The sequence below is a fragment of the Rhodococcus parequi genome (assembly GCF_046042785.1).
Classification (GTDB): Bacteria; Actinomycetota; Actinomycetes; order Mycobacteriales; family Mycobacteriaceae; genus Prescottella; species Prescottella parequi.
In genome coordinates this window covers 270232-291244 of the sequence record NZ_JBDLNV010000003.1, presented here as the reverse complement: position 1 = coordinate 291244, position 21013 = coordinate 270232, and the positions used below count along the sequence as shown (strand labels likewise).

20 protein-coding genes are annotated in these 21013 nt (G+C 68.6%); 10 read left to right on the top strand and 10 right to left on the bottom strand.

Annotated features, from left to right (window positions below):
- Positions 1-114: 114 nt before the first annotated feature.
- From ABEU20_RS09640 to ABEU20_RS09610, 7 genes are all read left to right on the top strand, one after another.
- Positions 115-1587 carry an aldehyde dehydrogenase gene (locus ABEU20_RS09640; RefSeq protein WP_420164195.1) on the top strand — a complete coding sequence of 491 codons (1473 nt, stop codon included), beginning with the start codon at positions 115-117 and terminating at the stop codon, positions 1585-1587.
- A gap of 27 nt (positions 1588-1614) precedes the next feature.
- Positions 1615-2364, top strand: coding sequence for an SDR family oxidoreductase (locus tag ABEU20_RS09635; RefSeq protein WP_420164194.1), 750 nt, complete (start codon positions 1615-1617; stop codon positions 2362-2364).
- 41 nt (positions 2365-2405) lie between these two features.
- Positions 2406-3260, top strand: a complete 855-nt coding sequence (locus ABEU20_RS09630; RefSeq protein ID WP_420164564.1) for an NAD(P)-dependent oxidoreductase — start codon at positions 2406-2408, stop codon at positions 3258-3260.
- A complete protein-coding gene (locus tag ABEU20_RS09625) occupies positions 3257-3673 on the top strand; it encodes a carboxymuconolactone decarboxylase family protein (RefSeq protein WP_420164193.1) in 417 nt (138 codons plus the stop codon). The genes ABEU20_RS09630 and ABEU20_RS09625 overlap by 4 nt, the downstream gene beginning before the upstream one ends.
- 86 nt (positions 3674-3759) lie before the next feature.
- Complete coding sequence (locus ABEU20_RS09620; protein WP_420164192.1) at positions 3760-5241, top strand: FAD-dependent oxidoreductase; 1482 nt, start codon at positions 3760-3762, stop codon at positions 5239-5241.
- 142 nt (positions 5242-5383) lie between these two features.
- Positions 5384-5836 carry a thiamine pyrophosphate-dependent enzyme gene (locus tag ABEU20_RS09615; RefSeq protein WP_420164191.1) on the top strand — a complete coding sequence of 151 codons (453 nt, stop codon included), beginning with the start codon at positions 5384-5386 and terminating at the stop codon, positions 5834-5836.
- Entirely contained in the window at positions 5833-7014 is a 1182-nt protein-coding gene (locus ABEU20_RS09610) for a CaiB/BaiF CoA transferase family protein (RefSeq protein ID WP_420164190.1), read from the top strand. The genes ABEU20_RS09615 and ABEU20_RS09610 overlap by 4 nt, the downstream gene beginning before the upstream one ends.
- Positions 7015-7017: 3 nt before the next feature.
- On the opposite strand, the gene ABEU20_RS09605 is transcribed toward ABEU20_RS09610, so the two are convergent.
- Positions 7018-8430 (bottom strand): cellulase family glycosylhydrolase, encoded by a 1413-nt coding sequence (locus ABEU20_RS09605; RefSeq protein ID WP_420164189.1) that lies wholly within the window; start codon positions 8428-8430, stop codon positions 7018-7020.
- Positions 8431-8507: 77 nt separating this feature from the next.
- Here ABEU20_RS09605 and ABEU20_RS09600 point away from each other — a divergent pair, with 77 nt between their 5' ends.
- Entirely contained in the window at positions 8508-9086 is a 579-nt protein-coding gene (locus tag ABEU20_RS09600) for a hypothetical protein (RefSeq protein ID WP_420164188.1), read from the top strand.
- 17 nt (positions 9087-9103) lie between these two features.
- Here ABEU20_RS09600 and ABEU20_RS09595 read toward each other — a convergent pair whose 3' ends face one another.
- Together ABEU20_RS09595 and ABEU20_RS09590 are read right to left on the bottom strand one after the other, a co-directional pair.
- A complete protein-coding gene (locus tag ABEU20_RS09595) occupies positions 9104-9418 on the bottom strand; it encodes a transcriptional regulator (RefSeq protein WP_420164187.1) in 315 nt (104 codons plus the stop codon).
- The gene (locus ABEU20_RS09590) at positions 9411-10010 is read right to left on the bottom strand and encodes a hypothetical protein (protein WP_420164186.1); all 600 of its coding nucleotides are present in this window, start codon (positions 10008-10010) and stop codon (positions 9411-9413) included. The genes ABEU20_RS09595 and ABEU20_RS09590 overlap by 8 nt, the downstream gene beginning before the upstream one ends.
- Before the next feature lie 95 nt (positions 10011-10105).
- Between ABEU20_RS09590 and ABEU20_RS09585 the strand changes: the two genes are divergently transcribed.
- A complete protein-coding gene (locus tag ABEU20_RS09585) occupies positions 10106-11014 on the top strand; it encodes a hypothetical protein (RefSeq protein ID WP_420164185.1) in 909 nt (302 codons plus the stop codon).
- Positions 11015-11030: 16 nt separating this feature from the next.
- On the opposite strand, the gene ABEU20_RS09580 is transcribed toward ABEU20_RS09585, so the two are convergent.
- The 7 genes from ABEU20_RS09580 to ABEU20_RS09550 form a co-directional block, all read right to left on the bottom strand.
- A complete protein-coding gene (locus ABEU20_RS09580) occupies positions 11031-12005 on the bottom strand; it encodes an alpha/beta fold hydrolase (protein WP_420164184.1) in 975 nt (324 codons plus the stop codon).
- A gap of 19 nt (positions 12006-12024) precedes the next feature.
- A complete protein-coding gene (locus tag ABEU20_RS09575) occupies positions 12025-13440 on the bottom strand; it encodes an MFS transporter (RefSeq protein WP_420164183.1) in 1416 nt (471 codons plus the stop codon).
- A 114-nt stretch (positions 13441-13554) separates the two neighbouring features.
- Positions 13555-14634, bottom strand: coding sequence for a zinc-binding dehydrogenase (locus tag ABEU20_RS09570; RefSeq protein ID WP_420164563.1), 1080 nt, complete (start codon positions 14632-14634; stop codon positions 13555-13557).
- Between the two features lie 2 nt (positions 14635-14636).
- Positions 14637-15821, bottom strand: coding sequence for an LLM class flavin-dependent oxidoreductase (locus ABEU20_RS09565; protein WP_420164182.1), 1185 nt, complete (start codon positions 15819-15821; stop codon positions 14637-14639).
- A 275-nt stretch (positions 15822-16096) separates the two neighbouring features.
- Positions 16097-17038 carry an alpha/beta hydrolase gene (locus ABEU20_RS09560; RefSeq protein WP_420164181.1) on the bottom strand — a complete coding sequence of 314 codons (942 nt, stop codon included), beginning with the start codon at positions 17036-17038 and terminating at the stop codon, positions 16097-16099.
- Positions 17039-17171: 133 nt separating this feature from the next.
- Entirely contained in the window at positions 17172-17810 is a 639-nt protein-coding gene (locus ABEU20_RS09555; protein WP_420164180.1) for a TetR/AcrR family transcriptional regulator, read from the bottom strand.
- A 65-nt stretch (positions 17811-17875) separates the two neighbouring features.
- Positions 17876-19810, bottom strand: coding sequence for a flavin-containing monooxygenase (locus ABEU20_RS09550; protein ID WP_420164179.1), 1935 nt, complete (start codon positions 19808-19810; stop codon positions 17876-17878).
- Between the two features lie 240 nt (positions 19811-20050).
- Here ABEU20_RS09550 and ABEU20_RS09545 point away from each other — a divergent pair, with 240 nt between their 5' ends.
- A complete protein-coding gene (locus tag ABEU20_RS09545; protein ID WP_420164178.1) occupies positions 20051-20986 on the top strand; it encodes an SDR family NAD(P)-dependent oxidoreductase in 936 nt (311 codons plus the stop codon).
- Positions 20987-21013 lie beyond the last annotated feature (27 nt).

Here is a 21013-nt window from a genome sequence, read left to right as displayed (position 1 = left end):
TCCCTTGCACGTACGGCAATGGATTCCGAATGTCATTCCATCGGAACGGCATTGCTGGCGACATTTGTTCGTACTATAGTCCAGACACCTGTCCAGTCAGAAAGGTTTTGCGCAATGACGCTTCGACCGACCGACAGCTCCGCACTCCTCGTCGACGGCAAACTGGTTCCCGGGTCGGGCGGTGTGTTCGCGGTGATCGATCCCGCCACCGAGGAGGTCGTGGGCCACGCGGCGGAGGGCACGGCCGCCGACATGGACGCGGCGATCGCGGCGGCGCGGCGGGCCTTCGACGACACCTCCTGGTCCCGCGATCACAGTTTCCGAGCCCGGTGCCTGCGCCAGCTGCGCGACGCCCTGCAGTCGCACATCGAGGAACTACGCGAGATCACGATCGCCGAGGTGGGCGCACCCCGGATGCTGACGGCCGGACCACAACTCGAGGGCCCTATCGCGGATCTCGGGTACTTCGCCGACCTGGCCGAGTCGTACGCGTGGGAATCCGATCTGGGCGTGGCGGCGCCGATGGGCATCAGGACGCGCCGACGAGTCCTCAAGGAGGCTGTCGGCGTCGTCGGAGCCGTCACGCCGTGGAACTTTCCGCACCAGATCAACTTCGCCAAGATCGGGCCCGCGCTCGCGGCCGGCAACACCGTCGTCCTCAAGCCGGCGCCGGACACCCCGTGGTGCGCCGCCCTCGTAGGCAAGGTCATCGCCGAGGAGACCGACATCCCGGCCGGCGTGATCAACATCGTCACCTCGACCGACCACCGACTCGGCGCCCAGCTGGCCGAGGATCCGCGCGTGGACCTGATCTCGTTCACCGGCTCGACCGCGACCGGTAAGGCCGTCATGGCCGCGGCCGCGCAGTCGCTCAAGAAGGTCTTCCTCGAGTTGGGCGGCAAGTCGGCGTTCATCGTCCTCGACGACGCCGACCTCGCCGCCGGCTGCGCGATCGCCGCGTTCACGGTGTGCACCCACGCAGGCCAGGGGTGCGCGATCACCACCCGCCTGCTGGTGCCGCGCGAACGCTACGACGAGGCCGTCGCCGCCACCGCCCGCACGATGGCGGGGATCCGGCCCGGCAACCCCGATGCCCGCGGAACCGTCTGCGGCCCGTTGATCTCCGCCCGTCAGCGTGCGCGCGTCGAGAGCTACCTGAAGCTCGCCGTGGAGGAGGGCGGGACCATCGTCGTGGGCGGCGGCCGGCCCGCCGAGCACGAACACGGATTCTTCGTCGAGCCCACACTGATCTCCGGTCTGGACAACAGCTCCCGGGTGGCCCAGGAGGAGATCTTCGGGCCGGTCCTGGTGATCCTCCCCCACGACGGCGACGACGACGCGATCCGCCTCGCGAACGACTCCCCGTACGGCCTGTCCGGCTCCGTGTGGGGCACCGACCCCGACCGTGTCCGGCACGTCGTCGAGGGGGTCCGGACCGGGACACTCGCCGTCAACGGCGGCGTCTGGTACGCCGCAGACGCCCCGTTCGGCGGCTACAAGCAGTCCGGGATCGGCCGCGAGATGGGTGTGGCCGGCTTCGAGGAGTACCTGGAGACCAAGCTCGTCGCGGAACCCGCGACCGACTAGCCGAATTCGACGACAGGAGACATACAGATGGGACGTTTCGACGGACGCACCGCCATCGTCACCGGCGCCGCCCAGGGCATCGGCGAGGGGTATGCCCGGGCACTGGCCGCCGAGGGCGCCGACGTGGTCGTCGCCGACCTCAACCGTGAACTCGGCGAGACCGTCGCCAAGCAGATCACCTCCGACGGCGGGTCTGCGGTGTTCAAGGAAGTGGATGTGGCCGAACCGGATTCGGCGCTGGACTTGGCGTCGTTCACGATCGAGAGGTTCGGCCGCATCGACCACCTCGTGAACAACGCGGCGATCTACGGCGGGATGAAGCTCGACTCGCTGCTCACGGTGCCGTGGGACTACTACAAGAAGTTCATGAGCGTGAACATGGACGGCGCGCTCAACGTGTGCCGGGCCGTCGTGCCGCACATGCGTGCGAGCGGCGGGTCGATCGTCAACCAGTCGTCCACCGCCGCGTGGGTGTACTCCAACTTCTACGGGCTGGCGAAGGTCGGCATCAACGGCCTCACCCAGCAGCTCGCCTTCGAGCTCGGCTGGTCGAACATCCGGATCAACGCGATCGCCCCGGGCCCGATCGACACCGAGGCCACCCGCACCGTGACTCCCGGCAACATCGTCGCGGACATGGTCAAGCGGATTCCTCTGCAGCGCATGGGCACTCCCGACGACCTCGTGGGCATGTGCCTGTTCCTGCTGTCGAACGAGGCGAGCTGGATCACCGGCCAGATCTTCAACGTGGACGGCGGGCAGGTGATCCGGTCGTGAGCGAACCCACCCGCGCGGTCGGCTACATCGGCCTGGGGAACATGGGAGCCCCGATGGCCACCAGACTGCTCGAACGCCCGGGCAGGTTGATCGTGTGCGACGCCCGGCCCGAGGCCGTCGAACCGTTCACGACGGCGGGAGCCGAGGCCGTCGCGACACCGGCCGCGGTGGCGGACCACGCGTCGGTGATCTCGGTGACCGTCCTCGACGACGCCCAGGTCCGCGACGTCGTCACCGGGCCGGACGGGATCCTGTCCACGGCCCGGCCGGGCACGGTGATCGCGGTGCACTCGACGATCGGTGACGCGACGGCGACCGAACTGGCCACGACCTGCCGCGCCAAGGGGGTCGATCTGATCGACGCGCCCGTCAGCGGCGGTGCGCCTGGAGCTCAGCAGGGGCGGCTCGCGGTGATGGTCGGCGGGAGCGACGAGGCGTTCGAGGCCGTGCGCGAACCGTTCGGGTACTTTGCCGAACTGGTGATTCACGCCGGGCCGGTCGGTGCCGGGACACGGATGAAGCTGGCGCGCAACCTGCTTCACTTCGTCTCCTTCACCGCGGCGTGCGAGGCGCAGCGACTCGCCGAGGCTGCCGGCATCGACATCCGCAAGCTGGGCAAGGTCGTCCGGCACACCGACGCGATCACCGGTGGCGCGGGGGCGATCATGCTGCGCGACACGACCGCTCCGGTCGCGGACGACGACCCGTGGTTCTCGATCCTGTCCCACGTCCGCAACCTCGGGGAGAAGGACCTCGCGCTGGCCCTCGACCTCGGCGAACGGTTCGACGTCGACCTGCCCCTCGGCACCCGGGCCCTCGCCGGCCTCGGCACCGGACTCGGCGTCGGCACCGGACCCGTCGCCGACCGGGCCGCCCACCAGAAGGAGAACGCATGACCGACCACAACGGCGACGCCACCACGTCGGAGCGCCGTGAGCGCGGAGTCGCGATGATGAACCAGGTGTACGGCTGGGAGATGCCGTCGGACGTGCCCGGCGACTTCTTCGCCGTCACCGCCGACCACCTGTTCGCCGACATCTGGACCCGCCCGGGGCTGAGCCTGCGCGACCGGCGCCTGCTGCTGCTCGGCGCGATCGCCGCCCAGGGCCAGACGGACGTCGCCAAGATCCAGATCAACGCCGCCCTCGGCAACGAGGAACTGACCGAACAACAGATCGAGGAGGCCGCGATCTTCCTCTGTCACTACGTCGGCTGGCCGCTGGGCACCGGACTGAACAACGCGCTGATCTCAGTGAAGGCCGACCGCCGCAAGGCCGCCCGGGCGGCGGAGAAGCAGCGATCCGAGTAGTCCGCCCGATTCGGGTACGTCGGCCGCCCGATACGCGGATACTGATTTATAGAACACGTTCTACCCAGTCGAAAGGATCCACCCACATGTCGCAGCCGGTGTCCGGGGCCACCCCGGTCCGTCCCTTGTCCGCCGAAAGCATCGACGCCTGGGACTACGAGGCCGATGTCGTGATCGCGGGCTACGGCATCGCCGGTGTGAGCGCCGCGGTCGAGGCGGCCCGCGCCGGCGCCGAGGTCCTCGTGCTCGAGCGGGCCGGCGGCTGGGGCGGCGCGGCCTCGCTGGCGGGCGGGTTCATCTACATGGGCGGCGGCACGCCACTGCAGAAGGCACTGGGGTTCGAGGACACGCCCGAGAACATGAAGACGTTCATGATGGCGGCGCTCGGGCCCGGCGCCGACGAAGCGAAGATCACCGACTACTGCGAAGGCAGCGTCGACCACTACAACTGGCTGGTCGACTGCGGCGTCCCGTTCAAGGAGACCTTCTACGGCCAGCCCGGCTGGGAAACGCCGTTCGACGACGGCCTGATGTACTCGGGCGGCGAGAACGCGGCGCCGTTCAACACGATCGCGACCCCCGCCCCGCGCGGCCACGTCCCGCAGATGGCCGACAAGAAGGTGGGCGAGAAGGGCGGCGGCTACATGCTCATGAAGCCGTTGGTCGAGACGGCCGAGAAACTCGGGGTGCAGGCCCAATACGACATGCGGGTGCAAACCCTGGTCACCGATGCCACCGGCCGCGTCGTCGGCGTGCAGGCCAAGCAGTACGGCAAGGACGTCGTGGTCCGCGCCCGCAAGGGCGTCGTGCTGGCCACCGGCAGCTTCGCGTACAACAAGGACATGGTCGAGGCGTTCGCGCCGCGACTGATCGGACGTCCGGGCGCCGCGATCGAGGAGCACGACGGCCGGTCGATCCGGATGGCGCAGGCCCTCGGCGCCGACCTCGCGCACATGGACGCCACCGAGGTCGCGTTCTTCGGCGATCCACAGATGATGGTCCGCGGCATCCTCGTCAACGGGCGCGGTCAGCGCTACGTCAACGAGGACACCTATCCGGGGCGAATCGGCCAGCTCACGTTGCTGCACAACGACAATCAGTCCTACCTGATCATCGACGAGGACGCATACGAGGAGGCGAAGACGACGCCGAGTTCGACGCCGTTCTTCCGCTTCCAGCCGAAGTGGGTCGCGGAGACCGTCGAGGAACTCGAGTCCGAGATGGGGCTGCCCGAGGGCACCCTGCAGGCCACCGTCGAGGTCTACAACAAGCACGCCGCGAACGGGCAGGATCCGGTCCTCGGCAAGAAGCCGGAATGGGTCAAGCCGATCGGGTCGCCGATCGCGGCACTGGATCTGCGCAACTTCACCGCCGGTTTCACGCTCGGCGGCCTGCGCACCAACACCGCCTCCGAGGTGCTGCACGTGTCGGGCGATCCGATCCCCGGACTGTTCGCCGCCGGCCGCTGCACCGCGGGCGTGTGCGCGTGGGGTTATGCCTCGGGCACCTCGCTCGGTGACGGCAGCTTCTTCGGTCGTCGCGCCGGCATCAGCGCCGCGAAGGGCTGAGCGCGAACTGACACTGCGGACATGCCGGATCAATCGGTCCGGCATGTCCCCACGTGCTGACCTCGGCCGTCCGAAGGTGGATACTCGGAGGGGACCGTCGCCCCGCACGCGGGGCGGAGTCCAGCCGTCCGGGGATGCGCACATGACCGACGTCGAGACTGCCGACGGGAACGATCTCGTCGTCGACGCGTTCGAAAGCACTCTCGACAACGCACGCAACATCATCGCGATCGAGGGTGACAGCGCGTTCGGGTTCAGCGGCATGGAGATCGAGACGATCTGCCGGTACCGCTTGCCCGTCGTCGTGCTCGTTTTCGACAACGGCGGCGTGTACCGGGGCGACGAGATCAACCCGCACTCGGCCGATCCGGCGCCGACCGTGCTGCTGCACTCGAGCCGGTACGACACGCTGATCGAGGCGTTCGGGGGCGTCGGCTACCACGCGGAGACGTCCGAGCAGGTGGCCGCGGCGGTGCGCTCGGCGCTGGCGTCGGGGGAGCCCGCGCTCGTCGACTGCGTGATCGACCCGGCCGTCGGAACGGAGAGCGGCCACCTGCAGAAGCTCCGCCGCCCGTCGCACGAGGAGGAAACATGACCGAGCACGACCCCGGCGGACATCTCGACCCCACCAAACCGCAGGCGCTCGAGGGCATCACGGTCGTCGACTTCACCCACGTGCTCGCCGGGCCGACGTGCACGCGGATGCTCGCCGACGCGGGAGCCCGGGTCATCAAGATCGAGCGACCCGGGATCGGGGACGACGCCCGACAGATGGGGCCGTTCGCGGACGACGGCAGTTCCGAGTACTACCGGTTGGCCAACATCGGCAAGGAGAGCATCGCGCTGAATCTGAAGGACGCCGACGACATGGCGCTGGTGCGCTCGATGATCAAGCACGCCGACGTGGTGGTGGAGAACTTCCGCCCGGGTGTGATGGCGCATCTCGGCCTTGCCCCGGACGACCTCGTGGCCGAACATCCCCGACTGATCGTCTGTTCGATCTCCGGCTTCGGCCAGTACGGGCCGATGCATCAGGAATCGGCCTACGACACCGTGATCCAGGCACTGTCGGGAATCATGGACGCCACCGGGTGGCCCGACGGTCCCGCGACCCGCGTGGGAACGTCGATCTCGGACATCACCGCCGGCATCATGGGGTACTGCGGGATCCTCACCGCCCTGGTCGCCCGCGATCGGACCGGCCGCGGCACCACCGTCGACATCGCGATGCTCGACAGCACGTTCGCGTTGATGGAGCACGGACTCATGGACGCGCTCGGTCCCCGCGTGCGGCCCACCCGGCTCGGCAACCGGCATCCCTTCATGTACCCGATCGACACGTTCGAGTGCAGTGACCGTCCGATCGCGATCGCCGTCGGCAACGACCAGTTCTTCGCGCTCATGTGCGGCGCTTTGGGACTGACCCATCTGCCGGAGGACGCACGATTCGCCACCAACGTCGACCGCTGCGCGAACCACGACGAGCTCGAGACCGCGATGGAGGACGTGCTGCGCACCGACACCGCCGAGGCCTGGCGTGGCCGCCTGATCGACGCCGGGGTGCCGGTCGGCATCGTCCTCAACGTCGACGACACCCGCAAACTCGATCAGATCGCGGTGCGCGGAATGATCAAGAACGTCGGCGGCTTCGACGCCCCGGGCACGCCACTGAAGTTCGGGACGTGGGATTCGCTCGGTGCGACGATCCCCTCCCCCGAGCTCGACGACTGCGGCGACATGCTGCGCCGCGAGTTCGCGCCCCGGCCCGACTGACGGTCACCCGCGAGGAGTCACCGAGACCGTGACCTCCTGCCGGGTGGCCGGCGCCCGTAGCGTGAGGATCCGGGCGTCCGGATTCCAGTTCGCCACGTGCGCGCCGTCGACGTCGGCGCCGTTCGGGAACGTCCGGGCCGGCAGGTACACCTCGGTGGGCGCCGTGATCGACAGGTTCGGTAAGTAGGCGAACTCGAGCCGGTCGGCATCGGCCGACCATCGGGTGGGTTGGCCGGCGATCGCGCGTGGATACGGCTCGTCCAGCGCCGCAACCAGATTCCGTTCGGTGCCGTCCTCCTCGTACGGTCCCCACGGGCCGGGGTCGCGCGCCCAGTAGGAGACCCCCGCACCCATGTCGCGGGCGGTGTCGTAGATTCGGTCCACGTAGTCCAGGGCACCGTGCAGCGTGGTATCGAGTCCGAACTCCCCCAGGATGATCGGCGCGGTCCCGAGGTCCTTCGCGGTGCGCAGGACGTTGCCGCGCCACGCGTCGATCGTCGCATCGACCTGGGTCCGCGAATTGCCGGTGTACCCGCCGCCGAGATCCATCGGCAGCGGGTAGATGTGCGGGCAGTACGCGACGCGCTGTTCGCCGTCCCGGGCGTCGTCGATCGGGCGCAGCCCGCTGGGCGTGCCCCAATTGGTGCCCATCGCCTGCGGGGCGACGCACACCCACGTATCCCTGTCGACTTCGCGGATCGCGTCGGACGTCTTCTGGTACAGCGCGGTCAGCGGTCCGGCCTCGAACACCGGCCCCTGCAGGGTGCCGCCGTAGGGTTCGTTCATCAGGTCGTACGCGACCACCGCGGGGTTGCCGGCGAACCGCTCGGCGACCGCGCGCCACGCGTTCGCGTAGTGGTCGGTGAGTTCGGGGTGTTTGCCGGTGGTGTTCCAGAAGTTGTCGAACGCGCGGATCACGCCGGGCTCGAGGTAGTACATCTCCCACATGTCGTTGTCGCCCACGGGAAGATCGTCGAGGTACGTCGCCCACGCCGGCGCGCCGTTGCCGTTCTGCCCGCTCGGGGTGATGGCGCTCGAATACAGGTCCTGGTGCATGTCGAGCATGACGCTGTAGCCGCGGTCGGCGTACCAGCCGACACGCTCGGCGACGCGGTCCAGATACTCCTGGCTGTAGACACCCGGTTCGGGTTCCACCGACCTCCACGAGATGAGGAACCGCACGAAGTTGGTGCCCATGTCGGCGTGCTCGCGGTCGAGGTCCGCCTCGGTGAACGTCGGCATGCCGTCCGGCGTGCTCTTGGCGCTCGACGCGGTGTTGAAGCCGTTGAGGATCAGCGCGCGTCCGGCGTCGTCGGTGAGGTACGCGGTCGACGGTGCCGGGTCTGCCCGCAGCGCGGCACCGATCCCCCCGGCGAGGACCAGCGCCCCGACGGCCGCCAAGGCCAGCACCCTCACACGCCCCACCGCTCCACCATCCACTTTCGTTCGCAAAACCTGGACGATCGTCCTACTTCCTGGGCTAATGTTGCGCCATGTCTGTCCAGTCCGGGGCGTTTTCGGCAAGGCCGTTGATCCGGCGAATTGCGGCGGGGCCGTGGCCCGCGAGCACGACGCTCGTCCTGGCGTCGATCCTGTTCGGCGCGTGGTCGATCACGGGTCGGGTTCTCACCTTCAACCCGGAGTTGTTGATTCCCAGCGCAATCGGGCTACCTTTCGGCATCCCGCCGGTGCGCCTGTTCCCGTTGGGTGACACCCCGTGGACGTTCTGGTTCGTCGACGTCGCCGCCGCCGTCGTGATGATCGCGGTGGCGTGGACTCAGCTGTCCGGGAGCCGACGCCGGCCGTTCCTCACCGGCCTGCTCGCCACCGTGCTCGGCGTAGCGACCGGCAACCTCGTCCGCATCGTGTACCTGAGCTTCGAGACCCATCAGGGCCTCGGCACGTACGCGCTCGCGGTGCTTCTCGGCCTCGTGGTAGCGGCGTTGTGGGGCACCGTTCTCGGCGTCTTCGTCGGACTGGTCCAGCTACTCGACCACCGACTCCGACCGCCCGCCGAACCGGCTCCCGAGGCCGAACCCGCCCGGCCACGCGCCAAGGCCGGTTCTCGCTGAGCCGGGGCGGCGCAAGGTCACCGCCGGTCCAGGGCGTGGAGCAGCGCGCGAAGCACCTCCGCCTCGTCACGCAGCATGCGGGAGCCGAGTTCCGTGATCCGGATCCACGAGCGGGTCCGTCGCCCCGTGTATTCCCGCCGCACGTCGATACATTGCGCGCCGAGCAAGATATCGAGGTGCCGCCCGAGATTTCCGTCGGTGAGGCCCAGCCCGTCGCGCAGGAACACGAAACTGACCTCGTCCGATTCGCTCAGCATCGCCAGGACCGCGAGCCTGGTCTTCTGGTGAACGGTGTCGTCCAGCCCCAGTACTCGACGCTGAACGCTATCCAATCTCCGCCAGCTCTTCCGACTCGGCGAGGTAGGAGAGGACTGCCAGCGCGATCACGACGACCCCGAACGAAGCAGTCACGACGCCCGTGGTCACGGCCCCCGTGGCCGCGTCGGACCACAGCCTCGAACGGATCGGCTCCGCGGCGGTGGCCAGCCCGAGCAGCGACCCGAGAGCGGCTGTCACCCACAGAGGTCGGCACCGCTCACGCCACCCCAACACCACGAACCCCGCGGCGAGCACGGTGAGTGCGCCGACAACATACGACGCCAGGAAGACCCATGGGATCGTCACGATCGACGCCACTGCGAGCGGGACGTATCCGACCTGGCGCCTCCTGACCCCGATCCGGTTGCTGCGCAGGGTCATTACTACTGCCAGCGCGGTGAACGAAGCCGGAACCAGGAGCCCGGTGAGACCGATGGCCGAGTCCGATCCACCGAGCATCCAGCCCAATCCGATCAGGGCGGCGGCACCACCGAAGAACAGCAGATCCGTCGATGCGACCCGACGGCGCAGCCGGCCGGTCCGGGCCGCATCCTCTGCCCTCGCAATCGACGGGATCGCGCAGCGTTCCTCACTGTGGGCGGTCATACACTCACTCTGTAACGCAGAGTAACTGTTGTCAATGACGAGGTCGGTCGGTGCCGCCACGCCTGGTCGCACCGCGATATGGAAATGTCGCATCCATGGGGAGAACCAGTAGCTGGCCGATGCTCGACCGTGGAACGCGCCTGTGGTGGCGGACGGTCGGCAGGCGGATCGACCTCGACCGCGAGCACGCGTGGCTGACCGCGCCCGTCTCGGGACGCGGAACTGTCGCGGACAGTTGGCTTCCCACCGAGGCTGCACGCATCGGCGGTCGGCTCGACCGCGATCCCGACCCTCGGTCCGGACTGCTCCCGAGCCTGGACGCGCTGGCGGGTCCGGGATTCGATCCGACATCGGTGCATCCGTCCCTGCGCAGCTTCTACGAGCACACGTCGTCGTGGCGGATGGACGCCTGGACCAAGTGGTCCCGCGGATTCGCCGGGCCGGGAGCTGTGATCGAGTCGCTGTACGGCAAGCGCCTGCAGCAACTCGCGCTACCCGTCGATGCACTGGCCGTCGCGCACGGCGTCGACAGCGAGATCGTGCGGATCGTCGGAGCGGACGGCGCTCACGCCGGCTCGGCGTGGCTGCGAACGCTGCGCCGGACGGGCGACTACATGTTCAGCGGCTACTACCGCACCGGACGACTCCCGGGACATGATCAGCCCAGCGTCCACGTCAGCTTCCCGCTCGAGCAGGGCAACGTCCAGGTGTACCTTCGCCCGTCCAACGGACCCGACGGTTCGATGACGCTGTCGTCGCCGCCGGGGTCCTTCGGCGACGACGGTGCGTACGTCACCGTGATCGACGGTGGCCGGACGTACGCCGCTCGCGTACCGGTCCACGAGGAGTTCCGGCTCTACGTCGACGACGAGGGCGTCGCCCGGACCGACCACGTCCTGAAGATGTGGGGTGCCACGGCGGTTCGCCTGCACTACCGCCTGGTTCCCGTCTCCGTGGTGCACCCGATCTCGACTGCCGCCCGCGCGGCAGCCGAGATCGAGTGAGAGGCAGCCGCCGCCGTCAGAAGTGCCGCGTCAGCCAGTCGACGAGAATCTCGTTGGTGCCCTGCGGGTCCTCGAGCTGCGTCCAGTGCCCGGTGTCGATCATGCGGCGCTCGAACGTCTCGAAGTACTGCAGCAGGTTGTCGGTGAGCATCGGATGGCAGATGGGGTCGTGGCGCGCCGCGACGAGCAGTGCGGGAACCCCCACCTTGGGCACGACGCCGTCCGGGAACAGTTCGGTGTGCACCTCCCAGTTCCGGACGATGCTGTGGTACCAGCTCAGTCCGCCGCCGAAGCCGGTGCGTGCGTAGGTGTCTGCGTAGTACCGCATCTCGTCGGCGTCGAGGACGACCTCACCGGGCCAGCTGGACTCGTCGTCGGCGAGCCAGTGGATGTAGCTCATCGACTCGGGGTCGTGCCGCCCCGAGCGGGACAGGTTGGTGCCGGATCCGGTGTCGCGTCGCATGAAGAAGCGGAAGGTGCGCCCGGCGTCCTTGTCGAGGAGTTCCTCGCACTCGGGGGTCTGGAAGTGCGCCACGTAGTTCCGCGGACCGTACGCCTGTTCGTACTTCTCGATGGGGTTCTCCCGCGAGTACCCGAACGGCGTGTTGAGCGTGATGACACCCGCCACGGAGTCGGGCTGCAGGTAGGGCATCATCCACGACACCATGCCACCGAAGTCGTGACCCACCACGACGGCCTTCTCGTAGCCGGCGTCCGCGATGAGGCCCGCGACGTCGGCGGTGGTCTCGGCGATGCTGTAGGCGCGGCGGTCGGCGGGCCCGGACGATTGCCCGTAGCCCCGCATGTCGGGGGCCATCACGTGGAAGCCGGCGTCCGCGATGGGCTGTAGTTGATGCCGCCACGACGCGGCCAGTTCGGGAAAACCGTGGCACAGCACGACGCACACGTCGCGGGTGACGTGCTCGGGCCTCGCCTCGAAGACGGCGAGGCGGACGCCGTTGGTGTCGACGAATCTCGGTTCGGGAAGCATGGCGGTTTCCTTCCGGGGCTCAGTGGGTGTGGGACGCAGCGGCTTGCTTGATCCGCGGGACGGCGAGAGAGACCAGCGCGCCGATCGCGGCGGCGCCCGCCGCGATCAGGAACGCGCTGCGGAATCCGGCGGACTCGTAGGCGACGCCGTGGCCGTCGGTGGCCACCACATAGTGCGCGAGCACCGTGAACCCGATCGTCGAGATCAACGTGCCGGCCAGGGTCTGTGCCACGCCGACGAAGTTGGACCCGACGGCGCGCTCGGTCTCCGGGAGCGCGAGCAGCGCCAGGTTCGGGACGGCCGCGTAGATCATGCAGCCGAGCCCGAACACCACCCACGCGAGGACGATCACCGCCGGGACGGTCGGGACCGCGGACAGCACCGCGGCGGCGATCGCGATGAACACCGCACCGAACACCAGGTGGTTGCGGAAGCCGATCGACTTCGCGGTGGCGCCGACGATGAATCCGCTTGCGACGATCATCAACTGGCCCGGCAGCAGCCAGCCCGCCATCTCCGTCGCCGACAACCCGAACCCGTACGACGTACTCTCGGGGGCCTGCAGCAGCATCGGGGTGAGGCTCGCGAGCAGCGTGGTGGCGCCGTATGCGATGCCGCCGCCGATGAGCGTGTACCGCAGGGCCGGCTTCGCGATGAGGTCGAGGCGGATCAGCGGCTCGTCGGTACGACGCTCCCACCACACCCAGAAGGCGAAGCCGACGAGCGCGACCGCGACGCACGTGATCGTGCGCCCGTCGGTCAGGCCCCATTCCTTGCCGCGCGAGAGCCCGACCATGATGACGAACATGCTCGCCGCCAGCAGCACCGCACCGAGCCAGTCGATGCGTGCGTGCGAACGGATCGGGGTCTCCGGCACGAAGAAGAACGTGAGCAGCGCACCGATCGCACAGAACCCGAACGCGAACCAGAACACCGACCGGACACCGAGGTGGTCGATGAGCACACCGGCGACGAGCAGCGCCCCGACGCCGACGGCGCCGACGCCGGTGTTCGCGATGCTGATCGAGATGGGCTGCAACCGCGCCGGGAACGTGTCCCGGATGAGCGTGTACCCCAGTGCGAGGCAGGCGAAGCCGGCGCCCGACAGGAAGCGTCCGGCCACGAGCACCGGGAAGGTCGGCGCAGTTGCGGAGATCAGCGCGCCCAGCGCCCCGATCGCCGCGGTGACGACGAGCATCTTCTTCTTGCCGTACAGATCGGCGAGCTTGCCGATGATGGGCGACGCGACCGCGCCCGACAGTGTGAAGGCCGTCATCACCCACACGACCTGCGTGGTCTGGAACTCCGCAGCGACCTTGGGCAGCGTGGGCGCGAACAGCGAGAAACCCAGCGCGGACTGCTCGGTGAGGAGAAGCAGGATCAGGAGGGTGCGCACCCAGTACCGGGTGGGCTGCTCGTTCGCATCCGTCGGCACACGGCCGACGCGGTGTTCATCCGGTCCGTCATTGGTCCGCACAGACATGAATACCTCGCTCAGATGAGTAGGGGCAGAACTGAATCGGACTCCGTGATCGAAGTCCAACAGGCGTCACGCCGAGGCGACACCTCGGGGAAGGACCATGATCTTGACGTGGTCGTCGGGGGCTCGCAAGGCGTCGAACGCACCCGCGACACCGTCGAGATCGACCCGGCCCGTGATGATCGCGTCGGCGTCGATCTCTCCGGAGGCGAGGCGTTCGAGCACGATCTCGTAGCCGCGCTCGGTGGGGCCGTGCCCGAAGTTGATCGCGAGTCGACGCAGTTGTCCGATGACCGGGATGATCGTCTCGTCCGCGAACGGTGCGGCCAGGACCTGGATCCGGGAGTCGTAGGGCAGGTTTCGCAGGAGCATGTCGAGCATCCCCTTGCGCCCGCTGCACTCGTAGGCGATGAGGATTCCTCCGCCGCCGCGCTGCGGGTCGTTGTGGCCACCGGCGACCATGCGGTTCCACACCTCGACAGGATCGTCGGACGCCGGGTCCACCACAACGTCCGCACCCATCCTCAGCGCGAGTTCACGGCGCTTGGGCGAGGGTTCGGACGCGATCACGGTGTGGGCGCCGCGCGCCTTGGCCGCGACGATGGCGCCGAGACCGATCGTGCCGCAGCCGAGCACGAGAGCAGAGTCCACGGCGGTCAGCCCGGAACGTTGCATGTGCAGTTCGCCGACGTGCAGCGGCTCCGCGAGGGCTGCGTGCTCGAACGACAGCCCGTCGGGGATGTGCCGCACCCAGACCGCGTCGACGACGATCTGATCACCGAACCCGCCGTGATACGTGTTCGAGTACCCGATGATCTTCGGGATGCCCGTGGAGATGTCGGTGACGATCCCGAGACCTGCCACGCGATCACCCACCGCGAAATCGGTGACGCCCGTCCCGATTTCCGCGACGAGGCCCGCATACTCGTGCCCGAGCACGACCGGCCGATCGTGGTCGAACGTGGCGAGCGGGTATCGCGCGGCGTCGATGACGTCGACGAACCGGCACGGATCCTTCGACACGCTCAGGTCGCTGCCGCAGATACCGCAGGCCATGACGTCGATCCGCAGCTGCCCGGGCCCGGTCACGGGGAGGTCGGCGACGTCGGCGAGCGTGAACTCGCCCTGGTGGAACTGGACGGCGCGCACGGTCACGCCCCCGTCTGCGCGGGCTGACCGTAGTAGTCGGCCCGCGCCTTCTCGAGTGCACCGACGAGGTTGCCGATGAGGTATTCACGGTTGTCCTCGGCGAACTGCAGGCTCGCCTGTCGCCGGACGTTGCGCCGACGGAAGTGGGGCACGACCTCCGAGGCGAACAACTCGTAGCTGCGCTTGGTGTCCTCCCAGTCGGCCATGTCGACGTGCAGGACGAGCAGCGTCCCGAAGCCGCCGGTCTTCTCGATGAGCCGCTCGATCTGGGCGATGGCCTGATCCGGGGTGCCGATGATCGCCTGGCCGAACTCACCCAGCGAATCGTGGCGCCAGTGGTCGATGACGCCCTGCGGGGTCTCGCCCCACTCGGGGTAGCGGCCGTTCTGCCGATTGGCGTAGTAGGCCATCGACTGGATGCGCCGGCTGACGGCACGCTCCGCGTCGGCCTGGGTCTCGGCGAGGAACATCGGATTCACGACGCGCCACGTGGACCGATCTGCGGTGTGCCCGTGCTCGGCCGACACCTTCTCGTAGATCGACCAGTTCCGTTCGAGCGCATCGAAACCGGACGGCGAACTGGCTGCCAGCGACAGCAGCGACAGCCCGTTCGTGCCGGCCAGCACCGAGCCGTTGGGCGAGACGGTCGATGCCGTGACGACCTCGATTCCCGCGGGATCGTAAGTAGGTAGCTGCGCGCGAGCGTCACGCAGCGTGAACCAGTCCGTTTCCATGTTCACGATCTCGCCACGCATCAGCGGGAGGATCGCCTCGAGCGCCTCACCCTGTCGTCGCCGCTGATCGCTGGGATCGATGCCCATCATGTGTGCATCCAGCGGGATCTTTCCCGGCCCGGTCCCGAAGATGACGCGGCCGCGAGTCTGCAGGTCGAGTTGCATGATCCGGTCGACGGTGATCAGCGGGTGGTGGTAGGGCAGCGAGACGACGCCGGTGCCGAACCGGATCCGCTCCGTCCGCTCGGCCGCCGCGGCGATGAACACCTCCGGCGACGGCACGATCTCGGCGCCCGTCGAGTGGTGCTCCCCCATCCAGGCTTCCTCGAAGCCCAGGTGGTCGAGGTGCTCCATGAGGTCGATGTCACGCCGTAGCTGCAGGGCGGGGTCGGCGTCGAGGGGGTGGAACGGTGCCAGGAAGGCTCCGAATCTGATCGAGTCCGGTGTCCACATGTCGTCTCCTGCCTCGGTGGTGCGTCGAACTTCTCGACGTTCCGAGGTCTACCAAAGATCTGAAACACATGTTTGAATTCTGGCAATTCGAATCGCCGGCTTCCCGCTCAGTGGGAGGTTTCGGCGAGCCCTACAGGTTCGGACGGTCGTCGTCGAATACGACTGCGCAAGTGCAGGTTCAACGGTCACGCCTTCCTGGCGGCTCGACACGCACGGCCCGCATCCCGATCACGTTGCGATCGGGATGCGGGCCGTTTCGAGCCGGCCGGCCGGCGTCAGTTCGGGACCGCGAGGGCCGCCTTCAACCCGAGGTGCATGTCCTCGCGTGTCCGGTCGGAGACCGGGATTCCGGGGAATCCGTTGGACCCGTGGAACGTCCCCGGACGATGATGCAATTCCACGGGAACCCCGGCGCGCATGAGCCGCACCGCGTACTCGATGGCCTCGTCGCGCAACGGGTCCAGTTCGTTGGCCGAGATCCACGCCGGCGGCAGCCCGGACAGGTCGGTGGCGCGGGCCGCGGCGGCGTAGGGCGGGGTCTCCGTGGACCGGCCGCCGAGATAGAAGTCCCACCCCAGGATCGCCTGCCCGTGGGTCCACAGCGGCGTGTCCGTGAACTCGCGGATGGACACGGTCTCCATACGGTCGTCGAGCATCGGGTTGTCCAACAACTGGTACACGAGCCGTGGTCCGCTCTCGTCGCGCGCCCGCAGCGCGAGGCCCGCCGCGAGCCCGGCACCGGCGCTGACCCCGCCGATCGCGAGCCGCTCGGGATCGACGCCGAGTTCGTCACCGTGCTCGGCAACCCACGTCAGCGCCGCGAAGCAGTCGTCGAGCCCCGCCGGGTAGGGATGTTCCGGCGCCAGCCGGTACTCGACGCTGACGACGACGCACCCCACCACGTCCGCGATCTCGACGCAGGCACGCTCGGACGCCGCGATCTCGCCGAAGACGTAGCCGCCGCCGTGGAACCACACCAGCGCACCGGCCCCGGTCGCCGTTCCGCCCGGGGTGTAGATGCGTACCGGCACGTCGGGCGCACCGGCCGGACCCCGGACCGGACGGTCGACGACCGCCATGCCCGGTGGGCGCACGACCGCCGCGGCGAGTTCGGTCGCGCGAATCCGCTGACGCTCCCGGAACGCTGCCGGTTCGGCGATGTCCACCTGCGGTAGCGCGGGGACCAGGGAACGGAGGTCGGGGTGGATGCGATCCATCAACGCAGACTCCTGGTGTCTCGGAACGGCACATGATCAGCGATGACGCTGCAGTTCGACATGACCAGGGTAGAAACGGACATCACCGCCCAGAACCTGTCGGCCCACCGAGCGGGACGGCCGCGGGCCGATCTCAGGTCAGCATGCGCTCGGCCCCGCCGACGACGAAGGCGACGAGATCCTCGTAGAACGCGACGAGTTCCTCGCGACTCTGCCGCGCCGCGCCGACGGCCCAGTCGTCCACTCGGCCGAGGGACTGGAGAAAGCTCATGACCGCGATCGGCCACCGCTGGTCGATCCGCTCCGACGGGGTGTCCGGCAACGCCCGCCGGACCTGATCCCGCAGGCGCAACGACAGCTCGTCCTGCCCCGTCGCGGTCACGGCGGGTCGAGCCTCTCGCGAGACCTGCACGACGATCTTGATCCACCGGATGCCCCGAACCCGTTGATTCAGAAGCAGTTCCAGGTACGGGTCGGTGAGGGCCCGCACCACGTCCTCGAGGTCGGGGCGGCGTTCCGACGCGGCCAATGTGTCGACGCGTGCGGAGATCTCCTGTTTGACCCGCTCACCGACGTCCAGCAGCACCGCCGACAGCAGGTCTTCCTTCGACCCGAAGTGATAATGGACGGCCGCCGGACCCTGCCCTGCCGCGGCGGTGACGGCACGCACGGACACCGCGTCGACGCCCTGCGCGGCGAAGAGCTTCTCGGCGGTCTTGATCAGGCGGATCCGGGTGGCGTCACCCTGGCGATTCGACATCGTGCGGGCCATGCGGAGAGCGTAGCCGACCACCGTTTCGGCCCCGCCGGCCGTCGAATCCGCCAGGCTCGCGCGGACTACCGCAGAACGAAGTGCTCCTCGATCGGCGAGCGGTGCTGCTGCCACACGTCCACCAGCCGCCACGGGCTGGCAACGATCACGCGTCCGGACTCGTTGCGGTAATACGTGTGCGCTCCCGGCGTGTGCCGCCACACGGTGCTCTCCATCGCCCGGTCGATCTCGTCGACGTAGTCCTCGTATGCCTCGCGGGTGGGTTCGAGGGACCGGGCACCGCGCTCGGCCAGCAGATGCAGGCACTCGACGATGTAGTGGACTGCCACCTCGATGCCGAAGTTGTTACCGGCACCGTGGCTCGGGTTCGTGTTGGGCGCCGACGTGATGAACAGATTCGGGAAGCCGGGGACGGTTCCTCCGCGGTAGGCCCGCGGGTTGCCGGACCACTCGTCGACCAGCGCGCGTCCGTCACGACCACGAATGTCCATGGTGGACAGGAAGTCCAGATGAAAGCCCGTCGCGTACACGATGACGTCCACCTCCACGAGATCCCCGTCCGGGGTCACGACCCCCTCCGGCACGATCCGGGCGGGCTCGGTCACCAGCACGTCGACGTGATCGCGCGCGAGCGCCGGGTAGTAGCCGCCGGGATCGCGGATGATGCGTTTGCCGAAGGGCGCGAAGTCGGGCGTGACCTTCGCGGCCAGTTCCGACCCGGCCCCGAACGCCCGGTCGATGTAGGCGAGGCAGTCCTGCAGCAGCACGTCGTTGGCGCGGGAGATCGACAGGTGCGTCGAGGCCCACTCCGGGTCGACGATCACCACCGGGTACGCACTGTCCGCCGACCCCCAGAACGCCTTGAGCCGCAGCCAGTTCGCGTAGAACGGAACGTGCCGAGACAGCCACCGGTGATGCTCGGGGACATCGTCGCTGTCCCGCTTGCGCGGTGCCACCCAGTGCGGCTGACGCTGGAACAGCGTCAGGTGCGCGACGTCGTCGACGATGGAGTCGACGATCTGCGCGGACGTGCAACCGGCCCCGATCACCGCGACGCGCTTACCGGTGAGGTCGAGTGCGGGATCCCACTCACCCGAGTGGACGCTGATGCCCGCGAAGGAGTCCCGCCCCTCGACTCGCGGGAACTGCGGCCGATTGAGATAGCCCAGCGCGGTGATCACCGCTGCGGCGCGGGTCACCGAACGGGTGCCGTCCGTCGACCGCACGTGGACGTCCCAACGGTGCTCCGCGTCGTCCCAGACGAGCGACTCGACCTCGGCCCCGAAACGGGTGTGCTCGGGGATCCCGTGCTTGTCGGCAACGGCCCGCAGGTAGTCCTGGTACTCGCCGCCCTTGGGGTAGTAGCTGGTCCAGTCGGGGTTCAGCTCCGAGGACAACGAGTAGTACGACGACGGCGTGTCGACACCGACACCGGGATAGTTCTGGACCAGCCAGGTGCCGCCGATGTCGTCGTTGCGCTCGAGCACCTCGTACGAGACTCCCTCCCGTGCGGCGGCGATCGCGGCCGCGATCCCCGCCAGTCCCCCGCCGATGATCACCACGTCCAGAGTGGGCGGCAGCGGTGCGGTGCGCGGCAGCACCGGTTGTGCCGGATGGAACCCACCCTGTTCGAGCAGCATCGGCAGGAACTCGTCGCCGGGCGTCACCCCGAGCGCCAGCGGAACGAGCCGCGCGAACAGCTCGGGGTCGTCCGGCGCAAGGACCGGCGCCCGGCCTTCGACGGCCAGCGCCGCAGCCAGGTCCGAGACGATGGCGGCGGCCGTGGCGGGATCGGTGACGCCGGCCATCTCGGGCGCGTCCGGAACGTGAGCGATCGCGCCGGCATAACGGTCGAGGACCGAGGCGTCCCCGGTGACCTGCGCGAGGACCGCCAACAGCACGGCCGGGTCGGCCCGCCGCAGACGATCCGCCAACGCTGCGGGGTCCGCCGGGGCGCGATCGTCGGGAGCGAAGGGCAGTGCGGCGGTACTGGAAGTCATGGAAATCTCCTTGCGGACGGGCATTCCGGGAGCGGGAGTCGCGGGCGGCGAGCGCCGACGCACCGCTGAACGCGGTCGTGTGAGTCGGGACAGTAGGGCACGGGGCGACACTTGTCCATACCTGCATTCCATTTACCAGACTCACAGTCTGCTTTTTTGCTCGAATGTCTACCGAAGCCCGACTCCGTGCGCTAACGTCCGATCCGTAAACCTGCGCCCCGACGAAAGGTGTTGCCCGCCATGAATGAACTTCGCTTCGACGGACAGGTCGCTCTGGTCACGGGCGTGTCCACGTTCGGACTGGGCCTCACGTACGCCCGCCTGCTGGCCGCCCGCGGGTGCGCGGTGGTCGTCAACGACCTCGGGCGGGACTGGACGGGCGGGGCCAACGCCCCCGGGACCGACGAGGCCGTCCGCTCGATCGAAGCCGAGGGAGGTACGGCTGTCGGCGTGACCGGCGACGTCGTGACCGAGGCGGATCGAATCGTGCAGGCCGCCGTGGAGGCCTTCGGCCGCCTGGACGTCGTTGTCAACAACGCCGGAGCGGGCGGCGATTTCGACACGCTGGTGGACGTGCACCTGCGCGGCGCACACCGCATCACCGAGGCCGCGTGGCCGCATCTCTCCGCGACCGGGAACGGCCGGATCCTCAACATCTCGTCGAACGGAAGCTACGGCGCCCCCGCCATGCCGGGCTACGCGGCCGCGAAGGGCGCGATCCTCTCGTTGACCCGCACGCAGGCCATTCTCGGGAAGCGAATCGGAGTGCGCTCCAATGCGATCCTTCCCGCGGCGTGGACCCGCTCCACCGCCGGAATCGAACAGCCCGGGTTCGGCGAGTTCATGCAGACCCACTTCCCGCCCGACGCGGTCGCGGCGTTCGCCACGTACCTCCTGCATGCCGACACGCCCCTCAGTGGCGAGGTGTTCGCGGTGGGCGGCGGGCTGGTTTCCCGGGTGGTACAGGCCGAGACGCCGGGCGCGCTGACCGCCGACCACACCCCCGAGGCGTGGTCCGGACTCATCGACGAGGTGATGGCGCCGGGCGACATGACGGTATCGAAATCGCTGTGGTCCCAGCTCGATTCGTTCGTCTCCCGAATGGGGCCGAAGACCCGCACCGACTGGGATGCGATCAAGGTCGCCCCCGACGTCGACGGCAAGGTCACGGCCTGAACCCCTGTATCCGAGAGGACACCGAAC

Coding starts and splice junctions, on each gene's coding strand:
- ABEU20_RS09640 (WP_420164195.1), top strand. CDS start 115: ATGACGCTTCGACCGACCGACAGCTCCGCACTCCTCGTCGACGGCAAA.
- ABEU20_RS09635 (WP_420164194.1), top strand. CDS start 1,615: ATGGGACGTTTCGACGGACGCACCGCCATCGTCACCGGCGCCGCCCAG.
- ABEU20_RS09630 (WP_420164564.1), top strand. CDS start 2,406: ATGGGAGCCCCGATGGCCACCAGACTGCTCGAACGCCCGGGCAGGTTG.
- ABEU20_RS09625 (WP_420164193.1), top strand. CDS start 3,257: ATGACCGACCACAACGGCGACGCCACCACGTCGGAGCGCCGTGAGCGC.
- ABEU20_RS09620 (WP_420164192.1), top strand. CDS start 3,760: ATGTCGCAGCCGGTGTCCGGGGCCACCCCGGTCCGTCCCTTGTCCGCC.
- ABEU20_RS09615 (WP_420164191.1), top strand. CDS start 5,384: ATGACCGACGTCGAGACTGCCGACGGGAACGATCTCGTCGTCGACGCG.
- ABEU20_RS09610 (WP_420164190.1), top strand. CDS start 5,833: ATGACCGAGCACGACCCCGGCGGACATCTCGACCCCACCAAACCGCAG.
- ABEU20_RS09600 (WP_420164188.1), top strand. CDS start 8,508: ATGTCTGTCCAGTCCGGGGCGTTTTCGGCAAGGCCGTTGATCCGGCGA.
- ABEU20_RS09590 (WP_420164186.1), bottom strand. CDS start 10,010: ATGACCGCCCACAGTGAGGAACGCTGCGCGATCCCGTCGATTGCGAGG.
- ABEU20_RS09585 (WP_420164185.1), top strand. CDS start 10,106: ATGGGGAGAACCAGTAGCTGGCCGATGCTCGACCGTGGAACGCGCCTG.
- ABEU20_RS09580 (WP_420164184.1), bottom strand. CDS start 12,005: ATGCTTCCCGAACCGAGATTCGTCGACACCAACGGCGTCCGCCTCGCC.
- ABEU20_RS09565 (WP_420164182.1), bottom strand. CDS start 15,821: ATGTGGACACCGGACTCGATCAGATTCGGAGCCTTCCTGGCACCGTTC.
- ABEU20_RS09560 (WP_420164181.1), bottom strand. CDS start 17,038: ATGGATCGCATCCACCCCGACCTCCGTTCCCTGGTCCCCGCGCTACCG.
- ABEU20_RS09555 (WP_420164180.1), bottom strand. CDS start 17,810: ATGGCCCGCACGATGTCGAATCGCCAGGGTGACGCCACCCGGATCCGC.
- ABEU20_RS09550 (WP_420164179.1), bottom strand. CDS start 19,810: ATGACTTCCAGTACCGCCGCACTGCCCTTCGCTCCCGACGATCGCGCC.
- ABEU20_RS09545 (WP_420164178.1), top strand. CDS start 20,051: ATGAATGAACTTCGCTTCGACGGACAGGTCGCTCTGGTCACGGGCGTG.